This is a genomic window from Alteromonas sp. W12 (assembly GCF_001924945.1).
Lineage (GTDB): Bacteria > Pseudomonadota > Gammaproteobacteria > Enterobacterales > Alteromonadaceae > Alteromonas > Alteromonas macleodii.
This window is the reverse complement of the sequence record NZ_LQXH01000008.1, coordinates 1-24,290: the sequence shown is the minus strand read 5'-3', so window position 1 is coordinate 24,290 and position 24,290 is coordinate 1. Positions and strand designations below refer to the sequence as shown.

Sequence of the window (24,290 nt, the reverse complement as noted above, 5' to 3'; positions counted from 1 at the left end):
GCCAATATGCTACTTCACAACAAGGATTTAATCTTAAGCCATGCCCAATCAAACAAAAATAGAAAAAAATACGCCTTTGCATCGCTGTGGTTGGGTAAGCAGCGACCCTATTTATTTAGCGTATCATGATAACGAATGGGGGGTACCCGAGTTAGATAGTCGCGCGTTGTTTGCTAAATTATGCCTCGATGGACAGCAAGCCGGTTTATCTTGGCTGACTATTTTGAAAAAACAGCAGAATTTTGAAAAGGCATTCTATCAGTTCGACCCTGAGAAAATTTCGAAGATGGGCCCCGCTGATGTCGACAGGCTGATGCAGGACAGCGGCATAATCAGAAACAAGCTCAAAATAGAGTCGATTATTAAAAATGCCAAGGGTTTTTTAGCTATCGAAGCGTCGCAGCCATTCATTGATTTTATTTGGCAATTTACAGATGGACGTACGGTCATTAATGCGTGGGAAGATTTCAGGCAAGCACCCACATCAACTGATGCGTCAAAAGCAATGTCAAAAGCACTTAAAAAGCACGGATTTAATTTTGTAGGTGAAACGATTTGCTATGCTTTTATGCAAGCTGTAGGTATGGTCAATGACCACGAGGTAGGGTGTCATTGCTACGAGCGTACCTGCGAGCTCGCGATAAAGTGATATAGGCAAAGGTAGGCGGGTTAAAAAAATGGCCGAATACATACTGTACTCGGCCATTTTCGATGTTGCTTGCATCAGTTTTTATCTTTTAAATCAGCGTAGCGCTTACTCGTTATTTAGTGGCTATAAGTGTCTCACAATACGCCTTCAGCGGTGGTAATTCGTCCAAAACCTTAGATTCGTACTCCGATTCAATCTGCTCGCGAGCGACATCTTGCTTTCTTCGCTCATTCTTAGGTAGCTGTTGCCTTGCTTCTAAAATCGCAAAACCGCTTACCTCTGTGAATAGTGCATGAATGTTGGGATACTGCGCTTTAAAATCAGGCGGAGTACTTATTGGAAGCGCGTTAAGCAAGTTCACGATGCGAATTACGCCTTCTGACAAATCACATTGCTGCTGCTCCATCGCCTTAGCTATTACTATAATACTGTCGGTTATAGTGGCTACGCGCGACTGCCTTGCCGCTTCTTGTCGCTCTTTTTGTTGTTTTAACATAAACAGCAGTTTGCCTGCGTAAAAACCTAGCGCAAGAATAATTAGTAGCGCGATGCCTGAAAGTACTGCCCAAAGCATGACTCTTTCCCGTTTTTTATTAGTGCTTAAAGTCGTCGATATTAATAGCGTCTAAATCATTAAACGGATCCATATCGTCGTCTTCATCATCCTCTTCTACTATTCCTAGTAGGTCACAAAGAATGCGGTGGCGTGCCATCTTCTCGTCGACATAAGCTTGTTGCTCACGGGTGAGCGGTTTATCGTCGTCAAGTTTGTCGAGTAAATCTGACAAGCGTTGATCTGCTTCAAGCGCTGCCAGTTCTTGGGCTGGTGTGGCGTACTTTTTCTTTTGAGCAGGGGTGGGCGTCACTGCTTTTACAAGCTGAATAGGCTTTTTACTGCCGTGGCGCGGATCTTTATTCTCAGCACTCTTTTTGCCCGTCACTTTTTTCTGTTCAACATTGTGGCGATTACCAGCGGGCTTACCTTTATGCTTTTTAGGGCGAGGCGAGTCTGATTTACGGTTTTCGCTTGGTTTAAAGTCAGGATCTTTACGAACGCCGATTAGGCCGACTTTACGTGATTTCTTTGAACGTGCCATAATTTCCAAATAACAAAGAGAGTGAAAAAACAGCGCTATTATAGCGCGAATTAGTGTCTACGTATTGATCTTTGGGTATGCAGTGCAAAATCAATACGGGGAACATAAAGTATTACGGGAATTTGTTTCAGCGCTTTCTCAATAGAACGACATCGCTGGCAGGAAAAGTGACATCATAGCCATCTCGTTGTGCCAAATATTGAAAGGTTGCTTCGCTGAAAAAGCTAACGTGGGTGACGTCGTTTTTATAGTGCCAATTTGCAAACCTGGCTTTATCAAGTACGCGCTTGGTCATGATGGCAAGAACGCCACCAGAAGCTACAAGTTTGTTAAATAGCGCCCATTCCACATGAGGGGCGTGAAAGTGTTCTATAGCCTCTGTACATGTCACTACGTCATAGCTTTGCTCAAGTACCGATAAGTTGTGTGCATAGAAGGGATCGTACATATTCATCCTAACGCCTTCTTCTTCCAGCATACTTGCTAAAACAGGCGCAGGGCCACAGCCAAAGTCTAGTCCTCGGAGTTCACCAAATTTCATGTCTTTTATAAAAGGTGTAAGTGGCGTTAAAACCTTTCCTAAAAACTTTCGATACCCTTCGTCTTCAAAGCTATTCTCGTGAAGGTCATACTCCTGCTTTTCTACTTCTTTCGATGGCAAGAATTCAGGAGAAACATAAACGAGTTTGCATTGATTACATTGAAGGTAATCGCGCTTTTTATCTGAGTGATAGTGAGATGGCGCGTTAGCGCTTTTGCATAAAGGACAGTACATAGGAAAGTGAACAATAATAAGGGGCTTAAAAAAGAAAAAGGTGATGGTTCTCACCATCACCTTACATTGTATGAGTGTCAGATGACACCTCTCCCGTTATACACTTCTATGTGTATTTTGCTTCCCTAGCCGTGCTCCCCTTATTTTTATTGTTAGCAGAGCTGTATTGTTGTTTTTGGCCCTCGTGGCTCTTTATCCCGTCTTCCATGCTGCATTTTTATTATTATTCTTGTTATTTAGCTTGTAGCTTTTCAAAGGCACCTACAAACTACGCCGTTAGATTACACGAATAATTTCAAAATACAACTTTTTCGGTAACAAATTTTTAACAACAATGTGCAAAAACGGTAATGCTTAGTGTAAGCCCGCGATATAGTTAGATAAAATCTCAATATCTTCGTCGGTTAATTTCATCGCAATATCACGCATCATGCCATTCATGTCATTGTGACGTTGGCCTGAACGGAATGCTTTCAATTGAGCTGCAGTGTAAGTTGCATGTTGACCGCTGATATCAGGGAAACCTGCTAAGCCCATGCCGTTGCCCTTAGGACCGTGACACGCGATACATGCAGTTACGCCTCGAGACTCGTCGCCACCTTGGTACAATGCACGGCCAGCTTCAACGTATTGCTCTGGTGTTTCACCCGCCTTTGGCTCTTGGCTTGAGAAATAAGCGGCTAGGTCTTTCATGTCTTGCTCTGAAAGTGGGGCAGCCATGCCGTTCATCACAGCATTGTTACGACCTTCCTCGCCACCTGTTTGAGAGGCAAGTTTAAATTCGGTTAATTGCTTAACAATGTACTTCTCATGCTGGCCAGCAATCTTTGGGTTCATGTCAATCATGCTGTTGCCATCAGGGCCATGACAGGCTGCACATACTGCAGATTTCGCTTTACCTGCCTCGGCGTCGCCTTCTGCCATAGCAGTTGCGCTTAAACCTAAAGACATACATACCAACAAACACAGTTTTTTCATAATAAATCTCTTAAATGGATCCAACGGCTCGCGTGATATACGTGATATCATGCGTATTTTACACATTTAACGCGTCAGAAAAACCTATTCCATGATAAAACTATGGTTTTTAGTTGGTTTATTCATTAAAAAACTGTAAACCGAAGGTTGAGACGCATGTGGAGGTAAGTCTAGATGTCGTATTACACCAAAGCAAAATTCTTTACGAGCGCACCTGATATTCGTCATTTAAAGAATGATACCGGAATTGAAGTAGCGTTCGCGGGCCGCTCTAATGCGGGTAAATCGAGTGCACTTAACACGTTAACTCGTCAGAAGAACTTGGCAAGAACCAGTAAAACACCGGGTCGCACCCAATTGATCAACGTCTTTGAATTAGAAGAAGACTTACGCTTGGTTGATTTGCCAGGATATGGCTTTGCAAAAGTGCCAGTAGCCATGAAAAAGAAGTGGCAGGCGTCACTTGGTGAATATCTTCAAAAGCGCAAGTCCCTTAAAGGATTAGTCGTTTTAATGGATATTCGTCACCCCTTCAAAGATTTAGACCAAGATCTTATCCATTGGGCAGTAGCCTCAAATATTCCAGTACTGGCACTTCTCACTAAAGCCGACAAACTTAAAAGCGGTAAGCGAAAGGCACAGCTGTTAATGGCGCGTGAAGCTGCGATGGCATTTATGGGCGATGTTACCGTGCAAACCTTCTCGTCATTAAATAAGCACGGGTTACCCGAATTAGAGCGTATTTTGGATACGTGGTTTGGCTTAGATAAACAAGACGAAACAGAAGAGTCTGATAGCGAAGTACAGTAGCGCAATTTACCCTTACCGTTTGTGCTGATCTGACGTGCCCGATGGATAGGCATGATGGGGTGTTAGAAAAAAGAACGCCCCGCATAGAGCGAGGCGTAAACTGAGAGAAAACACATAAAAACCGTAGATATAGAGTCGTGATAAATAGAGAAGTTCAGAAAAATTAAAATAAAATTCGCTTTATTTTTTAAGTTATTGATATTTTTGGATTATTTATTTTACGCAGATATAAAAAAACCCCGACAAAACTGTCGGGGTTAAAGCAAAGGTTTGAAAACAGCTTTCTCACCTCTGTACCCTACATGTGTAATATTACAACAAAGCACAGAAAAGGCAAGGGTGTTATGTAATTAAATTACCAAATTTAATGAATATAACGCGCCTTTTAATGTGAAAACTGTAATCTAATTACCAAACTAGTGCGCTTCATCCCAGTTTTCGCCCACACCAGCCTCAACAACCAGCGGAACATTTAGCGTAGCTGCGCTTTCCATAAGAGCAGTAATAGTAGAGACATAGGTTTCCACTTTGTCTTCTTTTATCTCAAAAACCAATTCATCGTGCACCTGCATCATCATTGTCACATCATCTGATGCATTTTTCCTAATCCAGTCATCAACTTTGATCATTGCCATCTTAATAATGTCTGCCGCTGTGCCTTGCATAGGCGCGTTTATCGCTGCGCGCTCTGCGCCTTTTCTACGTGCACCATTACTGGCTTTAATATCAGGCAAATAAAGTCTGCGACCAAATACGGTTTCTACATAACCTTTTTCTTTCGCGCTCTCACGTGTTGAATCCATGTACTCAAGCACGCCTGGGTAGCGCTCGAAGTAAAGATCCATATATTTTTGTGCTTCATTACGTGGAATATTAAGTTGCTTCGACAACCCAAAGGCACTCATACCGTAAATTAAGCCAAAGTTAATCGCTTTTGCACTGCGGCGTTGTTCGGTAGTTACCTCATCAAGTGGTACACCAAAAACTTCCGCAGCGGTTGCTTTATGAATATCTTTACCATGCGCAAAGGCATCTAACAGACCTTTATCGCCAGAAAGGTGCGCCATAATGCGCAGCTCAATTTGTGAGTAGTCGGCTGCGACGAACTTATTTCCTTCTCTTGGTACAAATGCCTGACGCACGCGGCGACCTTCCTCATTTCGGATAGGGATGTTCTGTAAGTTAGGATCGGTAGATGAGAGTCGTCCCGTGGCGGTTACTGCTTGGTGATAAGAAGTATGCACTCGACCCGTACGATGATTGATCATCTTAGGAAGTTTATCCGTGTAGGTATTCTTTAGCTTGGTTAGGCCACGGTATTCCATGATCTTCTTCGGCAACGGGTACTCAAGCGCAAGTTCTTGCAGTACGTCCTCAGAAGTAGACGGCGCCCCTTTAGGCGTTTTCTTTATGATCGGTAGCGACATTTTTTCGAACAAGACATGTTGAAGCTGCTTAGTAGAACCTAAGTTGAATGGCTCGCCAGCTTCCTCATGTACTTCACTTTCAAGCTCGGCAATCCGTGTGGCAAGATCCTGGCTTTGCTGACGCAGTCTTTGGCTGTCTATCAATACACCTTCCTGTTCCATACGAGAAAGTACACAGGCTAGGGGAACCTCAACATCTATCAATAGATTTTTAAGCTCAGGAATTTCTTTCAACTTAGTCCAAATGGCGTTGTGTAAGCGAAGCGTAATGTCAGCATCTTCTGCGGCATAAGGCCCCGCTTCTTCAAGGCTGATTTGATTAAACGTAAGCTGTTTTGCGCCTTTACCTGCGATCTCTTCAAAGTGAATAGTTTTATGACCAAGGTAGGCTAGGGCAAGTGAGTCCATATCATGGCGCTGCGCAGTACTGTTTAGTACATAGCTCTCAAGCATGGTGTCAAAGCCGATGCCGTTTAAGGTAATGTTATAGTTCGCTAACACATTTTTGTCGTATTTTATGTGTTGGCCTACTTTGATCACGGTGTCCGATTCTAAAATAGGCTTTAATGCGTCTAATACAAATTCCCGTGATAGCTGGGCGGGTGCATCTGGATAATCGTGAGCAACAGGTACATAAGCAGCTTCACCTTCCTCTATACAAAATGAAACGCCAACTAACTCCGCATCCATGTAGTTAAGGCTGGTTGTTTCGGTATCAAAAGCGATGAGTTCGGCTTTTTCTAGCTTCGCTACCCAAGCGTTAAAACGCGCCTCATCAAGCACGGTCTCATACTTCGACTTATCTATCTCTACCGATTCACTTTGTTCGCTCTCTTCTGCGCTATCGCTCTTTTCCTCGTTGGCGTTTGCGCTGGCACTAGAGGTATCTCCGCCGGCTACAAGCGCGCTTACTTCCGCGTGCCAGCGTTTGAACTCGTATTCGGCAAACAGATCGCGAAGTTGTTCGTTATCGGCCTGACACGGCATTAACGTCTCAACGTCGTAGTCAAGGTCAAGATCGATGCTGATAGTAGCTAGGGTATAAGAAAGCCGAGCTTGCTCTTCGTATTCCTGCATTTTAGCCGCCATCGACTTACTGCCTCTAAACGATAGATCTGCAATTTTATCCAGGTTCTTATATATGTCGTCGATACCGCCAATACCGTTTAACAAGGCTTGAGCACTTTTATCACCTACACCAGGTACACCTGGAATGTTATCGACTTTATCGCCCTTAAGCGCAAGGAAGTCGATCACAAGCTCTGGTGGAATACCAAACTTCGTATTTACACCTTCGACATCCATCAGTTGGTTTGTCATGGTGTTGATTAAGGTGACATGTTCATTTACTAGCTGCGCCATGTCTTTATCGCCGGTGCTGATAAGGGTATCAATACCTTTTTCTGTGGCGTGTCTGGCTAACGTGCCAATCACGTCATCAGCTTCTACACCCGATTCAACAATAACAGGTAAACCCATTGCCTTAATGATGGCGTGCAACGGTTCGATCTGGCTTCTAAGCTCATCCGGCATCGGAGGACGGTTCGCTTTGTACTCTTTATAGATGTCATCGCGAAAGGTTTTGCCTTTAGCATCAAAAATCACCGCCATATGCGTCGGGTTGTATTGTTTGATCAAGCTTTTAAGCATGTTCACAACACCATAAATAGCACCGGTGTCTTGGCCTTTTGAGTTAGTTAATGGTGGTAAACCGTGAAAGGCACGAAAAAGATATGACGATCCATCGACAAGAATAAATGGAGGCTTTTTAGAATCAGGCATAGATGGCGATTTTCCAATAGAGAATATGAGCGCAAGGATGCCACAGGCTAGGGCAGATCGCCATATCATGAAGGAACATTAAGGTCGATAGCGGATCGCATTTCGCCTGTGGATAACTTTGTGATCTAAAATTTTGGGCACAGTGATCCGGATGATCTTTGTCAAGTTAAAGATCACCTTTCAAATCAAGAAAAATAAGGGAATGAGACTTAGGTGTGAAAACAGCGTACCTGCTACTTACCATTCCATTTTATGTGGATAACTTGGTGTACGTTTATTTTTGGTTTAACCAAGTTGGTCAAGTAATGTAGCATAACCATTAACAATGTATACACGTATTATTAAGAACTTTTTTTGAACAGTTGTGTGTTTAATAGCCAAATTTTGAATAAGTAGATGGCATAGCGTCTAGGAGGACAATATGAAACAAGTAGCCGTTATTTTAAGTGGTAGTGGTGTGTTTGACGGGGCTGAGTTACACGAAGCGGTATTGACACTTTTAGCCATTGAGCAAGAAGGTGCGTCTTACCAGTGTTTTGCTCCAGATGTAAACCAACTGCATGTAGTCAATCACTTAACCGGTGAGGTATCAGAAGGTGAAACCCGAAATGTGTTAGTAGAGTCGGCCCGTATTGCCCGAGGTGATATAAAACCCGTGACTGAGTGCGACGTAACTGCTTTTGACACACTTATTCTACCTGGTGGCTTTGGCGCTGCGAAGAACCTGTGCACGTTTGCTGTAGACGGTGAAAATTGTACCTTTAACGAAGAGGTGCTGACAGTGTGCAAAGCCTTTGCACAAGCTAAAAAGCCCGCAGCGTACGCGTGTATCGCACCTGCGCTAGCAGCAAAAGTGTATGGCAACAAAACTAAACTGACCATTGGCAGTGACGAAGCCACGGCTGGTGGGTTGAATGCCTTAGGTGCAACGCATGTAGAATGCCCAGTTGATGAGGTGGTTGTTGATAATGACGCAAAGCTTGTTACTACACCTGCGTATATGCTGGCGCAAAGCATTAGTGAAGCCAATGCGAGTATTACTAAGATGGTCAAAACCGTGCTTGCTGTGAAATAGAAAACTAAAAAAATAAAAGTGGTTGGTTTTTTCCTAGTGAAAAGATCAGGTGCCTTTATGTGTAATTAGCCTAATGTAGTGGGGAGACAAAGGTTTCCCCTTGTTCATTATAGTCCTATAATCAAAACCCTATGCGTAACGTATAGGATTTCATCTACCTTGTTTCACGTAGATAGATTCGCTTTTTGAAACCATATCAAAAAGCACATTGTAACTAGGGCTCAGTAGTCCTTATGCGCACTATAAAAATAAAGGCATAACAAACAATGCACTACCGTGCCATCATACGAATACTAGGGTTATTAATTGCGCTTTTTAGCGTAACCATGATCCCTCCCGCTATCGTGTCGTTGATTTATCAAGATGGCAGTGGCCTGCCTTTTATCCTCGCATTTATATTTTGTGTCATCGGCGGTATGGCATTGTGGTACCCCAATCGCCAGCAGAAAAATGACTTAAGAGCACGAGAAGGGTTTCTGATTGTTGCGCTGTTTTGGTCAGTACTAGCAAGCGTGGGGGCAATTCCACTTATCTTGCTAGAGCAACCAAGCATGACGGTAACCGATGCTTTCTTTGAGTCATTTTCTGGCCTGACTACAACGGGAGCTACGGTTATCGAGGGGATAGATTTTCTTCCTCATTCAGTACAGTTTTACCGTCAACAGCTTCAGTGGTTAGGCGGCATGGGTATCATCGTACTCGCAGTTGCCATTTTACCTATCCTTGGAGTCGGGGGCATGCAGCTTTATCGGGCAGAAACTCCTGGCCCAGTTAAAGATAATAAAATGACTCCGCGTATTGCCGATACGGCAAAGCATTTGTGGTACATCTACCTATCCATAACCATTGCATGTGCCGGTGCATACTGGCTTGCGGGAATGAATGTTTTTGATGCGATTTGCCATTCTTTCTCAACGGTTGCTATTGGTGGCTTTTCGAACCACGACGCCAGCTTAGGCTATTTTAATAGTCCTATGGTAAACGTGGTGTGTACCGTGTTTTTGCTTATTGCTGCGTTAAACTTCTCATTACACTATGTGGCGGTGAGCTCTCGTTCGGTTAAAGGCTATTTTAACGATCCAGAGTTTAAGGCGTTCTTTATCATTCAAGCCTCACTCATCGGGATTTGTTTCTTAGTACTTACACTATCAGGCTACTATAGCTCGGCAGAGCAGGCTTTAGACCAAGCTATGATCCAAGCGGTATCTATTAGTACCACAGCAGGGTTTGCAACCACTGATTTTTCAGTCTGGCCGGCATTCCTCCCTATTATGCTTATTTTTTCAAGCTTTATCGGCGGGTGCGCAAGTTCTACAGGTGGGGGCTTAAAAGTAGTACGCGTGTGCCTACTGTTTCTACAAGGCAAGCGTGAGGTTGATAGGCTAATTCACCCGAAAGCGGTATACAGCGTTAAGTTTGGCGACCGTGCCATGCCTGACAGAGTAGTAGAGGCCGTATGGGGGTTCTTTTCAGCTTATGCAGTGGTGTTTGTTATCATTATGATAGGCTTGATTGCCACGGGTTTAGATAACCTAAGCGCCTTTACCGCTACTGCGGCCATGCTGAATAACTTAGGTCCGGGATTGGGCAGCGTAGCGGCCAACTATGCTGATGTTACTGACGCAGGCAAATGGATACTGGTGATTGCCATGGTATTTGGGCGACTAGAGGTCTTCTCATTGCTGGTCTTGTTCTCACCTACGTTCTGGCGCAGTTAACAATTAAACCGGTAGTTTTGATACGAGCTAAAAATAAAGGGCGATAAATATCGCCCTTTATTCTTATGTCTTCAACTTTTAATCTTGCGGCACCTACGACGCTTTGCAAAAAGCGCTAGCCAAAGAAAAATGCGCTGGGTTGGAACAGCTTTTCCACGTCGTTGATGTACTTCTTATCAACCAAGAACAAAATTACATGGTCGTTTGCTTCAATCTTGGTATCGCTGTGAGCAATAATCACCTGATCGTCTCGAACAATAGCCCCAATCGTAGTACCTGGCGGTAGTTTAATATCGCCTATTTGTTTGCCAACCACCTTAGAGGTATTTTCATCACCGTGTGCTATCGCTTCAATAGCCTCGGCAGCACCTCGTCGTAATGAGTACACGTTTACAATGTCACCTCGACGTACGTGAGTCAGTAGCGCCGAGATAGTGGCTTGTTGAGGTGAAAACGCGATATCTATCTCACCGCCTTGCACCAAGTCCACATAAGCACTTCGCTGGATAAGCACCATGGCTTTTTGTGCACCCATACGCTTTGCCAGCATGGCCGACATGATATTCGCTTCATCGTCGTTGGTAACGGCTATGAAAGCGTCAACTTGCTCGATATTTTCTTCACTTAGCAATTCAGGGTCAGACGCGTCACCGCTAAATACAATGGTTTTATCTAAGTTCGCAGATAAATATTTGGCCCTTTCTGGGCTGTATTCAATAAGCTTAACGTTATGATTGTGCTCTAACTTTTTCGCAAGGCCTGCGCCAATCAAGCCACCACCGGCTATCATAATTCGTTTGTAGCTTGATTCGAGCTTTTGAAGCTCACTCATTACTGCGCGAATGTGCTTGGTAGCGGCAATAAAGAACACTTCATCATCGGCCTCAATAACCGTGGTACCTAACGGGCGAATAGGGCGGCCGCGTCGGTAAATGGCAGCAACCCGGGTTTCAACGTTAGGCATGTGGTCTTTAAGCGCAGATAACGCGTGGCCTACCAATAAGCCACCGTAATAGGCTTTAACCGCAACAAGGCTGGCTTTGCCTTCAGCAAACTCAACCACCTGAAGTGCACCCGGGTAGTCGATAAGACGTTTGATGGCCTTAGTTACCAACTGCTCGGGAGCGATAATGTGGTCAACGGGAATGTCTTGCTGCTTATATAGCTGCTCTTGGTAAATGATGTACTGTTCAGAGCGTACGCGAGCGATTTTAGTGGGGGTTTTAAATAGGCTGTAGGCCACCTGACAGGCCAACATATTGCTTTCATCACTATTGGTTACGGCAATCAGCATATCTGCATCTTCCGCACCGGCCTTACGCAACACATCAGGGTGTGAGCCCACGCCTGTTACTACTTGTAAATCAAGACGGTCTTGAAGTGCGCGCAATATAGTGGGGTCAGAGTCAATAACTGTTATTTCGTTATTCTCACCCACTAAGTTTTCAGCAAGTGTTCCGCCTACTTGGCCGGCCCCTAAAATGATGATCTTCATCGTTATTATTTTGCCTTCATATTCGTGCAAGTCTTAACTGTGTGACGTTGCACAACTATTGAACTCAGTCTGCTGACTTTACCAGCCTCGCATAATAGAAACCATCCATTTGTTGCTCTCCTGGCGTTATCTGGCGCCCGGGTTTATCAACGGTTTCTGTTTTCACTATGGGCGATAACGAGGCATCTGGAGTGTCGGCGAGAAACTGCTGTATTTGCGCCATGTTCTCTTTTGGCAAAATAGAACATGTTGCATAAAGCAGCGTGCCGCCTGGCTTTAATAGACCCCACAATGTTTCTAATATGCGCCGTTGAAGCTGTGCTAAGTTGTCGATGTCATTGGCTTTTCGAAGCCAGCGAATATCTGGGTGACGTCGAATCACGCCGGTAGCAGAGCAGGGGGCATCCAGTAATATTCTGTCGAAGGGCTTTCCGTCCCACCAGGTATCAGGATTAGCTGCATCACCTTGCTTAATATCGACAGTGTGCTTAAGGCGAGTCATGTTTTCTTCTACCCGTTTTAGGCGGGTAGCATCAGCATCAAGCGCTAATACGTACTGTGTATCAGGTGCAGACTCAACAATGTGCCCTGTTTTTCCGCCTGGTGCGGCGCAACAGTCTAGAATGCGTTCGTTCGCTTGAGGCTTTAGGTAATGCGCAGCTAATTGCGCAGCCCCATCTTGTACCGCAAAGTGACCTTTTTCAAAACCAGGCAGGGCAGTAATGTCTTCTCGCTTAGTCAGAATTACGGCATCAGCATGGTTTGCGCTAAGGGTATATTCAACCCCTGCTTTATCTAACGCCTGAGTAAATGCTGCCAACGATGTTTGCAACTTATTTACGCGAAGCCAAATGGGGGCCATGGCATTCGTTTCGTTACGAACCTGCTCGGCGTCGTCACCATAGGCGTTCTCTATTGCCTTAAACAACCACTTTGGCAAGCCGCTGTTTATGATTGCGTCGTCTACAGGTTTGTCTGCAAGGTTCTCTCGCTGAAAATTACGCAGTACCGCATTAACTAACCCTTTTAATCCTGCGGCATTTAAATAAGACGCTGCAGCGACGGTTTCACCCACGGCAGCGTGGTTGCTAACGCGGGAAAAATTAAGCTGGTACAAACCAAGAAGAATAAGATGTTCTATGACTTTCTTGTTGCCTTTTAAAGGCCTATCCAACAAAGAGCGCAGCCAGTGCTGTAAAAGGGGAAGGCGACGCATTACCCCTAGTGACATCTCTTGAATCCATGCGTTATCTTTGGCGTTGTGTCTGCGCTGAACGCGTTCTAAGCACTCACGCGATGACTTGCCTTGCTCTAAAATTTGATAGATGACCCACGCACAATCTGCACGCAGGTTTTTTTGTTTGGGAAGGGGTAATGGTTTCACGTTTAGTCCGCTTGTGTCAGACAACGACCCACTTCAAACCACGTTTGGCGAGCATTGATAACGTCTGACGCTGGAAGCGCCTTTTTACCTGGAATTTGAAGTGATGTAATGCAAAGCGCATCGCGTCCTGTAGCGATAGTAATGCCTTCTTTATTGGCACCGATTACCGTACCTGGCGTTACATCTTTATTTAACGGAACAACGCTGGCAGACCATACTTTAACATTCTGATCTTCGACCTGCATCCACGCTACAGGCCAAGGGTTGAAGGCGCGGATATTTCGCTCTATTTGCTCAGCATCGTCTGCCCAATTAATCAGGGCTTCTTCTTTTGATAGCTTTTTCGCGTAGGTCGCTTGAGAGTCGTCTTGTTTGGTGGGCGTGTAACGATCAAATTCATTAACGACCTCAACCAACGCTTGTGGCCCTAGCTCTGCAAGCTTTTCATATAAGGTGGCGCTGGTATCTTCAGAGGTAATAGGTAATGTTGCTATGTGAAGCATGTCACCCGTATCTAAACCTTCGTCCATTTGCATTATGGTTACGCCGGTCTCAGCGTCACCTGCCCAGATTGAACGCTGTATTGGTGCCGCGCCTCGCCACTTAGGCAGAATAGAGCCGTGCACGTTAATGCACCCTAGCTTAGGTGCATTTAACACCGCGGTAGGCAGTATCAGTCCGTAAGCGACAACTACCATTAAATCGGCATTGAGCGAGGCTAATTCTTCCTGAGCGTCTTGAGCTTTAAGCGACTGAGGCTGGTAAACTGGAATGGCGTTTTCTTCTGCTAATACTTTAACCGGACTGGCGGTAAGCTTTTTACCTCGCCCTGCGGGTCTATCAGGCTGAGTGTAAACAGCAATGACTTCGTGCTCGCTCTCGAGTAACGCTGATAGATGTTTAGCTGCAAAATCCGGAGTACCGGCAAAAATCACTTTCAATGGAGTTGTCACGTTATTCCTTAGGCTTTTGCAGCAAGACGCGCTTCTTTCTCAAGCTTTTTACGAATACGTTGGCGCTTAAGCGGTGAAAGGTAATCAATAAACAATTTGCCTTTTAGATGATCCAGCTCGTGCTGAATACAAATCGCTAACAAACCTTCTGCATCCAACTCAAAGCTTTCGCCATTCTGATCTAGCGCTTTTACGGTAATTGATTCGGCGCGCTCAACTTTCGCGTAATTACCCGGCACTGATAAACAGCCTTCTTCGCTAATCGTGGAGCCATCTTTACGAATGATTTCAGGGTTAATAAATACGCGTGGCTCGTTTTGATCTTCCGATACGTCCATTACAACAACTTGAACGTGGCGGTTAACTTGCGTTGCAGCAAGGCCAATACCGTTCTCGTCTTTCATGGTTTCGAACATGTCCGATACCAATTGTTTAATTTCGTCGTTAACCTCTTCAACCGGCTTAGCTACCGTGCGAAGACGTTCATCAGGAAAACTTAATACGTCTAAAATTGCCATTTCTCGCTTACTTCACCTTTTCGCTGTATATATTCATATACGATCTAATTGCCAGCACACTTTACAGTGCTTATTAAGTTACTATTCTAACGTATATCGGGCTGTTTCGTGCAGTTTTTTACCGAAACCCTATTAGAATACCTAGTTATGCCGATATAGTGCTATTGTCTGAAAAAACAACAATGAGTGACAGTGAATAATTTGCAGGTGGTTAATTTGAAAAAGCGATTGATTTACGCGCGTCGTGCAGCATTGTTTATCTTAGGTGTACTGCTTTCTTTGCCTACCTTTGCGCTGCAGCTAAAAGAGAGCGCGCCAGAAACCTACACAGTAAAGCGTGGGGACACGCTATGGGCAATCGCTAACGTTTTTCTCAATGAGCCTTGGCTCTGGCCTGAATTATGGCGAACCAACACCCAAATCGACAATCCACACCTTATTTACCCGGGCGATGTTATCGTCGTTGGGTATGTTGATGGGCAGCCTGTATTAAGTGTAAAGCGCGACAAGCCTTCCTATAAGCTTTCTCCGGCTACCGATAAGCGAGTAAAACCGAAGCCTGTTGATGTGTTGTCGTGGACAACTATCTCTCCATTCATTAGACAACATATGCTGCTAGACGAGGAAAGCTATGCTTCGCTACCTAAATTGCTGGGTAATCAGGATGGAAACGTAAGGTTTGCGTCTGATGATTTTGTGTTAAGCCAGCAACAATTCAGTACCGACGATCAGTACAGAGTAGTAAGAAAGCACGCTACGATTAGAAATCTTGATGGGGAAATCCTTGGTATTCAAGTTACCCATGTTTCAACAGCTTCACTAGTGGAAAAAGATGAAGGTAGCAACACGATGTTGCTTTTCATCGACGATGCGAACCAAGAAGCTAAGCGCGGTGATAAGTTAATGGCGGGTGGATTTGAACATCCTGAAGGCTTTGAACTTGTTCCGGCTACTTCGCAGCGAGGCGCAATAGTTGGAGATTTGCATGATCACGATTTACTTGGCAAATACGACGTTGTCATTCTTGATTTAGGCAGTATGGAAGTAGCGCCAGGTACGGTCCTGGGGCTTTACTCACAAGGTCCAGCCATTATTGACGAAGAAAGTCCACGCTATGTAGATGAACCCGGCGCTAACACTGGTGGTGAGTGGTTTATCGATACGGTATCGCAACCCGCGCTTAAAGTAGGTGAAGTTGTTGTGTTTAAAACATTTGATGCGGCAAGTTACGGATTAATTACGCGAGCGAATAAGGGGATAAAGCGCGGCTTCATTGTCGCCAAGCCTTAAACGTTGCATGGTTCATTGTCGCTCGCATTAGGAGCGATAATGGCACCACAATCTTCTCAGTTAGACAGCGAAGCATTAGCATGGATAGCACTGGCTTCCGCTCAGCGTGTTTCACCTAAACTATGGCTACAGGCTCTCGAAAAATATCAACTTTCTACTGTCGATTTAGGCAGCAACACGTCTTCGCTGCCTAACGAGGTTAAACAACTCACCAACAACATTTCACCGCCTCTTATTGATGCAGCAATAAACTGGCTGCAAGCGAGCGACAATAGACACATCGTGCCGTTGTCATCGCCTCACTATCCAGAATCACTTAAACAATTGGATAGTCCGCCCCTCGCGCTATTTGCCACGGGAAACAAAGCGCTATTTCAAAAACCACAGATTGCTATAGTGGGAAGCAGAAGGGCCAGCCTTCAGGGTAAGCGTACCGCAACCGACATTGCTTATGGATTATCTAGTAGCGGAGTTGTAGTGACGAGCGGCCTTGCCATGGGCATTGATAGCGCCGCACACCAAGGCGCCCTGTCTGGTAGCACCGGAACCATTGCGGTAATGGGTACGGGACCTGAAAAGGTATATCCGGCTAAAAATAGTAAGCTCTATAAAGCTATCAACAATGACGGAGGTGTTACCGTTACAGAGTTTTTTCCGGGGCAGGGACCTAAGCCTTGGCATTTTCCAAGGCGAAATCGAATTATCGCAGCGTTATCCCTTGGAACCTTAGTGGTAGAGGCAAAAATTAAGAGTGGCACCTTGATAACTGCAAATTTGGCCGCAAATATGGGGCGGGAAGTATTCGCTGTGCCGGGTAATATCGCTAACGCTTACGCTGAAGGTTGCCACTGGTTAATCCAACAGGGCGCAAAATTAGTAACTAATATAGACGATATTCTAGATGAAGTTGGGGTTCAGCCGGAACAACTAGGCTTGAATGTTGACGAGCAAAACGAAAAAAGTACAGCGAATAGCTTGGCAACCGATAAATTATTAGCTAGTGTGGATTATGACATCACCGCTATTGATGTCATAGCCCAGCGCAATGCCTTATCTGTATCGCAAGCAATGGCATCATTATTAGAATATGAGTTGCGTGGTTTAGTGGCCGCTGTCCCTGGTGGTTACGTTAAATTGAGGGGAAAATAATATGTTCGATATCCTCATGTATCTGTTTGAAAACTTCATTCACAGTGAAACGGAAATTCGTGTTGACCAAGACGAGTTAACGGAAGAGCTTGTGCGCGCAGGATTTCATCACGATGAGATTTATAAAGCCCTCGCATGGTTAGAAAAGTTAGCGGCACTGCAAGAGACAGACATCAAACCGTACTTTTGCAAAGGTATTAGCACTAGCTTAAGCCGTATTTACACGCATGAAGAACAAATGCGTTTAGATGTGGAATGTCGCGGTTTTCTTATGTTCTTAGAACAGGTTAATGTGTTGGATGCCTCCACACGCGAAATGGTTATAGATCGCGTTATGGAAATTGATTCCAATGAATTTTGCTTGGAAGACCTGAAGTGGGTTGTGCTAATGGTACTATTCAACGTACCTGGCAAAGAGAAAGCCTACGCACAAATGGAAGATCTTTTGTTCGAAGAGCCAGATGGTGTTCTGCATTAATGCAGTTGTAGTCACTGGTATTTGAATCTTTACTTAAAAATGCGCTGTGAAATTACAGCGCGTTTAAGGCCTTAACGTCCAATACATGTCTAAAATAGACCATTCACTCTTTTCAGCGCACGAGCATGCTCTCGATGATAATTTCGGAGATTGCCCCGAGTGCGGTAAACCTCTTCATATAAAGAACAGTAAATCCGGCCCTTTTATCGGGTGTACGGGCTATCCGGAATGTAGCTTTAGTAAGCCACTTCACGATAAACAAACCACCATACTGAAAACCTTAGACGGTGTAGCCTGCCCTGAATGCGCATCCGACTTAGCCATAAAGAAAGGGCGGTTTGGCATGTTTATCGGCTGTACCAATTTTCCTTCATGCCATCACATAGAGCCCATTAAAGAAAAAGAAGATACTTTGGTGGATTGTCCAAAGTGTAAGAAAGGGCATCTAATCTCGCGTACTAACAAATACGGCAAACAGTTTTTTGCGTGCAACCATTATCCACAATGTCGATATGTGCTAAATTTCACGCCGGTTAATGAAAGCTGCCCAGACTGCGGTTGGGGAGTATTGATAGATAAAAAGGGGCAGTTACAGTGTCCTCAGCCTAGTTGTGGCTTTAAAAAGTAATTATACGAACAACTAAAGAAGAACTATACGTAGAGATTAAAACCATGTCTGATATCCAAAATGGGAACGTAAACACGTTTACCCCCGTTGAGGCTAACTCACCTGAAGTAGACCCTGTTGTTGCCGCATTCCAAGCTGGCAGTTTAATCGTTTATCCAACCGAAGCGGTAATGGGCATCGGATGTGACCCCGACAATGAAGCCGCTGTAAATGCGCTGTTAGAGATAAAACAGCGACCGGTAGAAAAGGGCGTGATATTGATTGCAGCAAACTACAGTCAGCTACTGCCTTATGTTAACGACAACGCCATTCGCCCTGACAGACGCACCGATATTTTTTCGAGCTGGCCAGGCCCTAATACTTGGCTATTACCTAAGTCGTCATCTGCGCCAGTTTGGTTAACCGGCAAGCATAGTAAAATAGCGGTGCGCGTAACTAATCACCCTGTAGTAGTGGAATTGTGCAACAAGTTAGGTAAACCGTTAGTTTCTACAAGCGCTAACCTGACCGGCCAACCGCCTGCCACCACCACTGAAGAAGCAAAAGCCGTATTCGCTGATTCCGTTTTTTATGTAGAAGGGGAAGTAGGCGGTGCAACTAAACCCAGTACCATTCGCGATGGTGACACAGCAGAGGTAATAAGAGCATGACATCAGCAGAATTACTGGACGGTAAAAATGCCGCTGAAGTAATAGAACAAGTAAAAAGCTATTTACTAGGGCTGCAAGACACCATTTGCCAAACCCTTGAACTTGCCGATGGTAAGGGCCAGTTTGTTGAAGACAGCTGGCAGCGAGAAGAGGGTGGCGGTGGCCGCTCTCGAGTACTAAAAAATGGTGCGGTGATTGAACAAGGCGGCGTTAACTTTTCCCATGTGTTTGGCAGTCAAATGCCGGCATCAGCAACGGCTAATCGGCCTGAATTAGCAGGAAGAAACTTTCAGGCTATGGGTGTATCACTCGTTATTCATCCACATAACCCGTATATCCCCACGTCACACGCTAATGTTCGCTTTTTCATTGCAGAAAAAGAGGGCGAAGCACCTATCTGGTGGTTTGGCGGCGGCTTCGACTTGACGCCATTTTATCCGTTTAAAGATGACGTTGTACACTGGCATGATACCGCTAAAAAATTATGTAAGCCGTTTGGCGATGATGTCTACCCTAAGTATAAAAAGTGGTGCGACGACTACTTTTACTTAAAGCATCGCAATGAAACCCGCGGAGTGGGCGGTTTATTCTTCGACGACCTGAATGAATGGGGCTTTGAACAGTCATTTGCATTTATGCAGGCTGTTGGTAATGGCTTCATCGATGCTTACGTTCCTATTGTTGAGCGCCGTAAGCAAACCGATTTCGGCGAAAGAGAGCGTGATTTCCAACTTTATCGCCGGGGCCGCTACGTTGAGTTTAACCTTGTATTCGACCGAGGCACTTTATTTGGACTGCAAACCGGCGGGCGCACCGAATCTATCTTAATGTCGATGCCGCCGCTAGCGCGCTGGGAGTATTGTTATACACCTGCACCGGGTAGCGCCGAAGCCAAGCTGACAGACTGGTTAAAACCTACTGATTGGTGATTAATTATTAAATAAGGCTGCGCTTAAATCCTTAAGCGGACCGCCGATAGCAGCTTTCACCTTTAATGACTAAAAAACGCCGCATTAACGTTAATGCGGCGTTTTTTTGATCTATATCAAGGTCGAATATCTTCAGTGTTTCAGTGAGTTATCAAGCTTGCGCTGGATCAATGTTTCTCATAACTACAGGCGTAAAGTAGCCCTATCTTAGTTAACCACAAATGAGACATATCATGCGCAAACACTTTTTATCTGCATCTGCACTTTGCCTTACTCTTGCTGCACTCTCACCTTTAGCTAGCGCTCACCAGCAGGGCGACTGGATTGTTCGTGGCGGTCTTACTACCGTTGCTCCTGACGAATCTACCTCTAACATCGTCGCGGGTGGAACTGATCTTGGCGTGGCCCTTAATATCGATAACGATACTCAGCTAGGTTTAAATGTAGCGTACTTTATTACTGACAACATTAATATTGAGCTGCTTGCCGCAACGCCCTTTAAGCACGACGTTAATTTTTCTGTTGCTGATCCGTTAGGGACGGGTAATCAGCTTGGTGAAGTCACGCATCTTCCTCCTACGCTTACCGCAAACTACTATTTTAATGATGCCAGCTCTGCGTTTCAGCCGTACATTGGTGCAGGTATCAACTATACCTTTATATTTGATGAAGAGTTTACAGGTGCGAATGAAACAGCTGGCTTAAGCGACCTTTCGCTTGATAATTCATTTGGCTTGTCAGCACAGGTGGGAATGGATTACCAAATTGATACCAAATGGCATGTCAATGCATCGGTTCGATTCATTGATATAGATACCGAAGCAACCTTTAAAGTGGGTGATGCTGCTGGAAAGGTAAGTGATATTGAAATAGATCCTTGGGTGTATACCTTATCGGTGGGTTACACATTCTAATTATTAGTCTCACGCCTTATTAACTATTAGGCTTTCACAATTGCACTACTTTATGCGCCATAAAGAGCGTAGACAGTAACAGGGGAGTTGCGCGTTAAAAGGTTAACCCTTTCAACGCGCTTTTTTATTTCGTATTCACCATGTGATTGGCGAGTTGATCAAGTGCGTCTATCAACTGTTGAGCTAAGGCGATATCTTCAACCGTTTTAAACATGGCTTTTCGCATACAATACATCCACTGAGCTTTTAACTCTGGTGTTACGGTATAAGGTAGGTGGCGTGCACGCAGACGCGGGTGGCCATACTGCTGCTGATAATCATCAGGACCACCAAGCCATAAACTTAAATAGAGAAAGAACACGTGGCGAATTCTGTCTAATGGCTGGGGGTGAATAGCTAGCAGTTCATTGGCGAGTGGATCGGTTTCCATTATGTCGTAAAACGTATTTGCTAATTCCCGTACTTTCTCCTCTCCACCTATACGTTCATATGGTGTACTCTGCGAAGCACGATTATCGCTTTTCTTCTTTATATTAAATAAGTCTCGTATTCCCATGAAAAAATTCGCTGTATTCGGAAATCCTATTGCACAGAGTTTATCACCAACTATCCATCAAATGTTTGCTGAACAAGTGGGAGAAAAGATTTCTTATGAAAAGATACTTGCGCCAGTGGATGGTTTTGTAGATGCCGCCAACGCGTTTTTAGCTCAGGAAGGCGCGGTAGGTTGTAACGTCACCATGCCTTTTAAGCTTGATGCATTCAACATGGCAAAGGTAGATGACCAAGCAGCCAAAGATGCACAAGCTGTTAATACGCTGATGAATGGTGAAAGCGGTGAAATATGGGGATTCAACACTGATGGTGTAGGGCTGGTAAACGACTTGCTTAACAGCGGTGTGGAAATTAAGGGTAAGCGCGTGTTGCTTATTGGTGCCGGCGGCGCCGCCCGTGGCGTAATCTCCCCGTTATTAAAAGCAGGGGCCGCCTCTTTAACCATCACCAATAGAACCAAAGCGAAAGCAGAGGAAGTGGCAAGTGCCGCTTCAAACGCTAAAGTGCAGGTGGCTGCGCTTGAAGATATCGCAGATGTTGCGCCTCATATTATTATTAATTCAACAGCCGCCAGTTTAAGCAATGAATTGCCGTGCCGTTTAAATGATGGTGTTTTACAAAACTGTGAAGTGGTGTACGACATGGTTTACAAAAACTCACCCACGCGCTTTATGAGAGAGGCGGCCGAACTTGGTGTTAAAACACAAATCGATGGGTTAGGGATGCTGGTTGAGCAAGCGGCTGAAGCATTCTACATATGGACACAAAAGCGCCCCGATACTTCAGATATTGTAAAACGTGTCAGGGCTATCGTTGAGCAAGGTGAGAAGCGAAACTAGTTCGCTTCTTCAAGGTACTCATCTTTCAATACAACATAGTTAACGGCAGATTGTTTCAGGAACGCCATTTCAGCGTCGTTGAGCGGTCTTTTCTTTTGCATGGGGTTTCCCACGTAAAGAAATCCGCTTTCTAATCTTTTGTTCGGCGGTACTAATGTACCTGCACCAATAAACACATCGTCTTCAACAACAACACCATCCATTACAATAGCGCCCATGCCAACGAGAATTCGATTACCCAACTGGCAGCCGTGCAGCATACACTTATGCCCAACGGTAACGTCCTCACCAATAATAAGTGGGAAGCCGTTGGGGTTTTTCTCAGATTTACGGGTAACGTGTAAAACACTGCCATCTTGAATATTAGAACGGGCACCAATACGAATTTTGTTCACGTCGCCACGAGCTGCAACCAGCGGCCAAATACTCGCATCATCTTCTAAAACTACATCACCGACGATTCTTGCCGAGCCATCAACATAGACATTCTTTCCTAATGTAGGAGAAACACCTTTAAAACTATCAATCGATTTATGCATTACACACTCATATAAATTGCGCAGAAAGTGAATTACGCAAACTCTAACAGCAATGCCGATGAGTTGGTACTAGTAGGGTGGTTACAGAGCCTACCTGTAATGCTTTAAGCAACAGGTAACTATCTTGGGGTAGCAACACGCGAAGAGGAGGGTAGTAAATCACAAGGAGAAAAATGATAATGTAGCTTGCTAATAGAATTTATCGAGACGTTGTAATGCCCAAGCGCTATGTATTTTTCACTGCCCTTTCCTATGCGTATCCTATTTATAGACCACTACAAGAGGCCATTAGGGCTAGAGGTGACGAAGTAGCGTGGTTTTTGGAAGGAGAATGTCCCGATCTATTAAAGCCTGATGAAATTCGCCTTCATACTATTAATGATGTTATTGAATACAACCCCTTAGCCATATTTGCGTGTGGAAATATCATCTATCACTTTTTGCCAGGTATAAAGGTATCAGTATTTCACGGTTACCCGATTGGCAAGCGGGGGGAGAAGAGTAGCGCTACAGATGATCACTTCTCTATTCGCGGGTGGTTTGATATGTACTGTACTCAGGGGCCAAGTAGCACAGAGTATTTTAAGCAGCTTGAAGCAAAGCATCAGTTTTTTAAAGTGTATCAAACAGGTTGGGCTAAAGTGGATGACTACTTTTCTTCATATAAGAAGGAAAACGATGTTCCCACTATTCTCTACGCCACCACTTTTTCTAAAGGCATTACCTCCGCTCCTGTACTTGTCGATACAATTAGTAGGTTAGTGAAAGAAAAGAAATGGAATTGGCGTTTAACATTCCATCCTAAACTCAACGATCAAGCACTATTAGATAGATATCGTGCGCTGGCAGATGAATATAGTAACGTTACGTTTGTCGATAATGTGCGTCTTGAAGATTTTCAGCAATCAGATGTCATGTTGTGTGACAGCAGCTCTATAATTTTAGAGTTTATGATGATGAACAAACCTGTTGTCACTTATCGCAATACAAACCCTGGACAACATTTACTTAATGTCACAGAAGTAAGCGAAGTAGAAAACGCCATTGAAACTGCATTAACGCGACCAGCATCATTAATGAAAGAGGTTAATGACTTTGCCCATTATCATGAAGCCTATAGAGATGGACGTAATTGCGAACGTATTTTAGATGCAGTCGATGACTTTAATAGTAACTATAAAGGTAAGATAAAAGCTAAGCCGCTTAACCTTTGGCGCAAGTTCAGGTTAAGGAATAAGCTGAAATACTGGAAATAGTTGGTATTTTGAGCGTTCAAAACGAATATGACACTTTTTTTAAAATAAGTGTTGACGTGAGCGCTCATTTCCCTAAAATGCGCATCCGCTTCGGGGGAAAAGCAAAACAGCAAGCCTCCTGAAGTAAGTCTCTACTACCTTTATAGGCCAGTAAAGACGGGAGTTTAGAAGCAACACTTCAGAAAATAAATTTTCAAAAAGTGTTGACAACGAAAACTTCCAGCGTATAATGCGCACCTCACTCGAACAGGGTGAGTCACTAAGAAGCAGCGGCTTCAAGTGAATGTTCTTTAAAAATTTAGACAAGACAATCTGTGTGGGCACTCGTTAAGAGTGTCACAACGACGATTCATATTTCGATATATTTAATTGAAGAGTTTGATCATGGCTCAGATTGAACGC

The 24,290-nt window shown here is 44.5% G+C and carries 24 protein-coding genes; 13 read left to right on the top strand and 11 right to left on the bottom strand.

The genetic code is table 11. The features are described from left to right. Positions 1–40: 40 nt before the first annotated feature. Entirely contained in the window at positions 41–649 is a 609-nt protein-coding gene (locus AWH61_RS11500; protein WP_075177140.1) for a DNA-3-methyladenine glycosylase I, read from the top strand. A gap of 112 nt (positions 650–761) precedes the next feature. On the opposite strand, the gene AWH61_RS11495 is transcribed toward AWH61_RS11500, so the two are convergent. The 4 genes from AWH61_RS11495 to AWH61_RS11480 all read right to left on the bottom strand — a co-directional run bounded on the left by AWH61_RS11495 (position 762) and on the right by AWH61_RS11480 (position 3,499). Continuing rightward, positions 762–1,223: a DUF2489 domain-containing protein gene (locus AWH61_RS11495; protein ID WP_075177139.1), complete on the bottom strand. Its 462-nt coding sequence runs from the start codon at positions 1,221–1,223 to the stop codon at positions 762–764. 19 nt (positions 1,224–1,242) lie between these two features. Further along, positions 1,243–1,746 (bottom strand): Der GTPase-activating protein YihI, encoded by a 504-nt coding sequence (yihI, locus tag AWH61_RS11490; RefSeq protein ID WP_014947719.1) that lies wholly within the window; start codon positions 1,744–1,746, stop codon positions 1,243–1,245. A gap of 127 nt (positions 1,747–1,873) precedes the next feature. After that, complete coding sequence (locus AWH61_RS11485) at positions 1,874–2,575, bottom strand: class I SAM-dependent methyltransferase (protein ID WP_081333941.1); 702 nt, start codon at positions 2,573–2,575, stop codon at positions 1,874–1,876. Between the two features lie 300 nt (positions 2,576–2,875). Beyond that, positions 2,876–3,499 carry a c-type cytochrome gene (locus tag AWH61_RS11480; RefSeq protein WP_014947721.1) on the bottom strand — a complete coding sequence of 208 codons (624 nt, stop codon included), beginning with the start codon at positions 3,497–3,499 and terminating at the stop codon, positions 2,876–2,878. A 174-nt stretch (positions 3,500–3,673) separates the two neighbouring features. Between AWH61_RS11480 and yihA the strand changes: the two genes are divergently transcribed. Continuing rightward, the gene (gene yihA / locus AWH61_RS11475; RefSeq protein WP_014947722.1) at positions 3,674–4,309 is read left to right on the top strand and encodes a ribosome biogenesis GTP-binding protein YihA/YsxC; all 636 of its coding nucleotides are present in this window, start codon (positions 3,674–3,676) and stop codon (positions 4,307–4,309) included. A 416-nt stretch (positions 4,310–4,725) separates the two neighbouring features. On the opposite strand, the gene polA is transcribed toward yihA, so the two are convergent. Continuing rightward, a complete protein-coding gene (polA, locus tag AWH61_RS11470; RefSeq protein ID WP_075177138.1) occupies positions 4,726–7,518 on the bottom strand; it encodes a DNA polymerase I in 2,793 nt (930 codons plus the stop codon). A 421-nt stretch (positions 7,519–7,939) separates the two neighbouring features. On the opposite strand from polA, the gene elbB reads away from it, so the two are divergent. Next, positions 7,940–8,593 carry an isoprenoid biosynthesis glyoxalase ElbB gene (gene elbB, locus AWH61_RS11465; RefSeq protein ID WP_075177137.1) on the top strand — a complete coding sequence of 218 codons (654 nt, stop codon included), beginning with the start codon at positions 7,940–7,942 and terminating at the stop codon, positions 8,591–8,593. Positions 8,594–8,859: 266 nt separating this feature from the next. Continuing rightward, positions 8,860–10,311, top strand: coding sequence for a TrkH family potassium uptake protein (locus AWH61_RS11460; protein ID WP_075177136.1), 1,452 nt, complete (start codon positions 8,860–8,862; stop codon positions 10,309–10,311). Positions 10,312–10,426: 115 nt separating this feature from the next. Here the strand turns inward: AWH61_RS11460 and trkA are convergent, their stop codons facing one another. The 4 genes from trkA to def all read right to left on the bottom strand — a co-directional run bounded on the left by trkA (position 10,427) and on the right by def (position 14,661). After that, the gene (gene trkA, locus AWH61_RS11455) at positions 10,427–11,806 is read right to left on the bottom strand and encodes a Trk system potassium transporter TrkA (protein ID WP_014947726.1); all 1,380 of its coding nucleotides are present in this window, start codon (positions 11,804–11,806) and stop codon (positions 10,427–10,429) included. Between the two features lie 64 nt (positions 11,807–11,870). Then, entirely contained in the window at positions 11,871–13,190 is a 1,320-nt protein-coding gene (gene rsmB, locus AWH61_RS11450; RefSeq protein WP_075177135.1) for a 16S rRNA (cytosine(967)-C(5))-methyltransferase RsmB, read from the bottom strand. 2 nt (positions 13,191–13,192) lie between these two features. After that, positions 13,193–14,143 (bottom strand): methionyl-tRNA formyltransferase, encoded by a 951-nt coding sequence (gene fmt / locus AWH61_RS11445; RefSeq protein ID WP_075177134.1) that lies wholly within the window; start codon positions 14,141–14,143, stop codon positions 13,193–13,195. A gap of 8 nt (positions 14,144–14,151) precedes the next feature. After that, positions 14,152–14,661: a peptide deformylase gene (gene def / locus AWH61_RS11440; RefSeq protein WP_014947729.1), complete on the bottom strand. Its 510-nt coding sequence runs from the start codon at positions 14,659–14,661 to the stop codon at positions 14,152–14,154. Positions 14,662–14,877: 216 nt separating this feature from the next. On the opposite strand from def, the gene AWH61_RS11435 reads away from it, so the two are divergent. From AWH61_RS11435 to AWH61_RS11405, 7 genes are all read left to right on the top strand, one after another. Next, entirely contained in the window at positions 14,878–15,951 is a 1,074-nt protein-coding gene (locus AWH61_RS11435; RefSeq protein WP_014947730.1) for a LysM peptidoglycan-binding domain-containing protein, read from the top strand. 39 nt (positions 15,952–15,990) lie between these two features. Beyond that, positions 15,991–17,100: a DNA-processing protein DprA gene (gene dprA / locus AWH61_RS11430; protein ID WP_075177133.1), complete on the top strand. Its 1,110-nt coding sequence runs from the start codon at positions 15,991–15,993 to the stop codon at positions 17,098–17,100. Between the two features lies 1 nt (position 17,101). Next, positions 17,102–17,578, top strand: a complete 477-nt coding sequence (locus tag AWH61_RS11425) for a DUF494 family protein (protein ID WP_014947732.1) — start codon at positions 17,102–17,104, stop codon at positions 17,576–17,578. A gap of 85 nt (positions 17,579–17,663) precedes the next feature. After that, positions 17,664–18,206 (top strand): DNA topoisomerase family protein, encoded by a 543-nt coding sequence (locus AWH61_RS11420; RefSeq protein WP_014975256.1) that lies wholly within the window; start codon positions 17,664–17,666, stop codon positions 18,204–18,206. Between the two features lie 44 nt (positions 18,207–18,250). Next, entirely contained in the window at positions 18,251–18,856 is a 606-nt protein-coding gene (gene tsaC, locus AWH61_RS11415) for an L-threonylcarbamoyladenylate synthase type 1 TsaC (RefSeq protein ID WP_014947734.1), read from the top strand. Next, entirely contained in the window at positions 18,853–19,785 is a 933-nt protein-coding gene (hemF, locus tag AWH61_RS11410; protein WP_075177132.1) for an oxygen-dependent coproporphyrinogen oxidase, read from the top strand. Before tsaC ends, hemF begins: the two co-directional genes overlap by 4 nt. Positions 19,786–20,018: 233 nt before the next feature. After that, positions 20,019–20,699, top strand: a complete 681-nt coding sequence (locus tag AWH61_RS11405; protein ID WP_014947736.1) for an OmpW family outer membrane protein — start codon at positions 20,019–20,021, stop codon at positions 20,697–20,699. A gap of 124 nt (positions 20,700–20,823) precedes the next feature. Here the strand turns inward: AWH61_RS11405 and AWH61_RS11400 are convergent, their stop codons facing one another. Further along, positions 20,824–21,255, bottom strand: a complete 432-nt coding sequence (locus AWH61_RS11400; RefSeq protein WP_014947737.1) for a group II truncated hemoglobin — start codon at positions 21,253–21,255, stop codon at positions 20,824–20,826. On the opposite strand from AWH61_RS11400, the gene aroE reads away from it, so the two are divergent. Next, positions 21,254–22,093 carry a shikimate dehydrogenase gene (aroE, locus tag AWH61_RS11395; RefSeq protein WP_075177131.1) on the top strand — a complete coding sequence of 280 codons (840 nt, stop codon included), beginning with the start codon at positions 21,254–21,256 and terminating at the stop codon, positions 22,091–22,093. The two genes, AWH61_RS11400 and aroE, sit on opposite strands and share 2 nt — an antisense overlap. On the opposite strand, the gene AWH61_RS11390 is transcribed toward aroE, so the two are convergent. Further along, a complete protein-coding gene (locus AWH61_RS11390; RefSeq protein WP_014947739.1) occupies positions 22,090–22,632 on the bottom strand; it encodes a gamma carbonic anhydrase family protein in 543 nt (180 codons plus the stop codon). The genes aroE and AWH61_RS11390 overlap by 4 nt on opposite strands. A 215-nt stretch (positions 22,633–22,847) precedes the next feature. On the opposite strand from AWH61_RS11390, the gene AWH61_RS11385 reads away from it, so the two are divergent. Next, complete coding sequence (locus AWH61_RS11385) at positions 22,848–23,888, top strand: UDP-N-acetylglucosamine 2-epimerase (RefSeq protein WP_014975261.1); 1,041 nt, start codon at positions 22,848–22,850, stop codon at positions 23,886–23,888. Positions 23,889–24,290 lie beyond the last annotated feature (402 nt).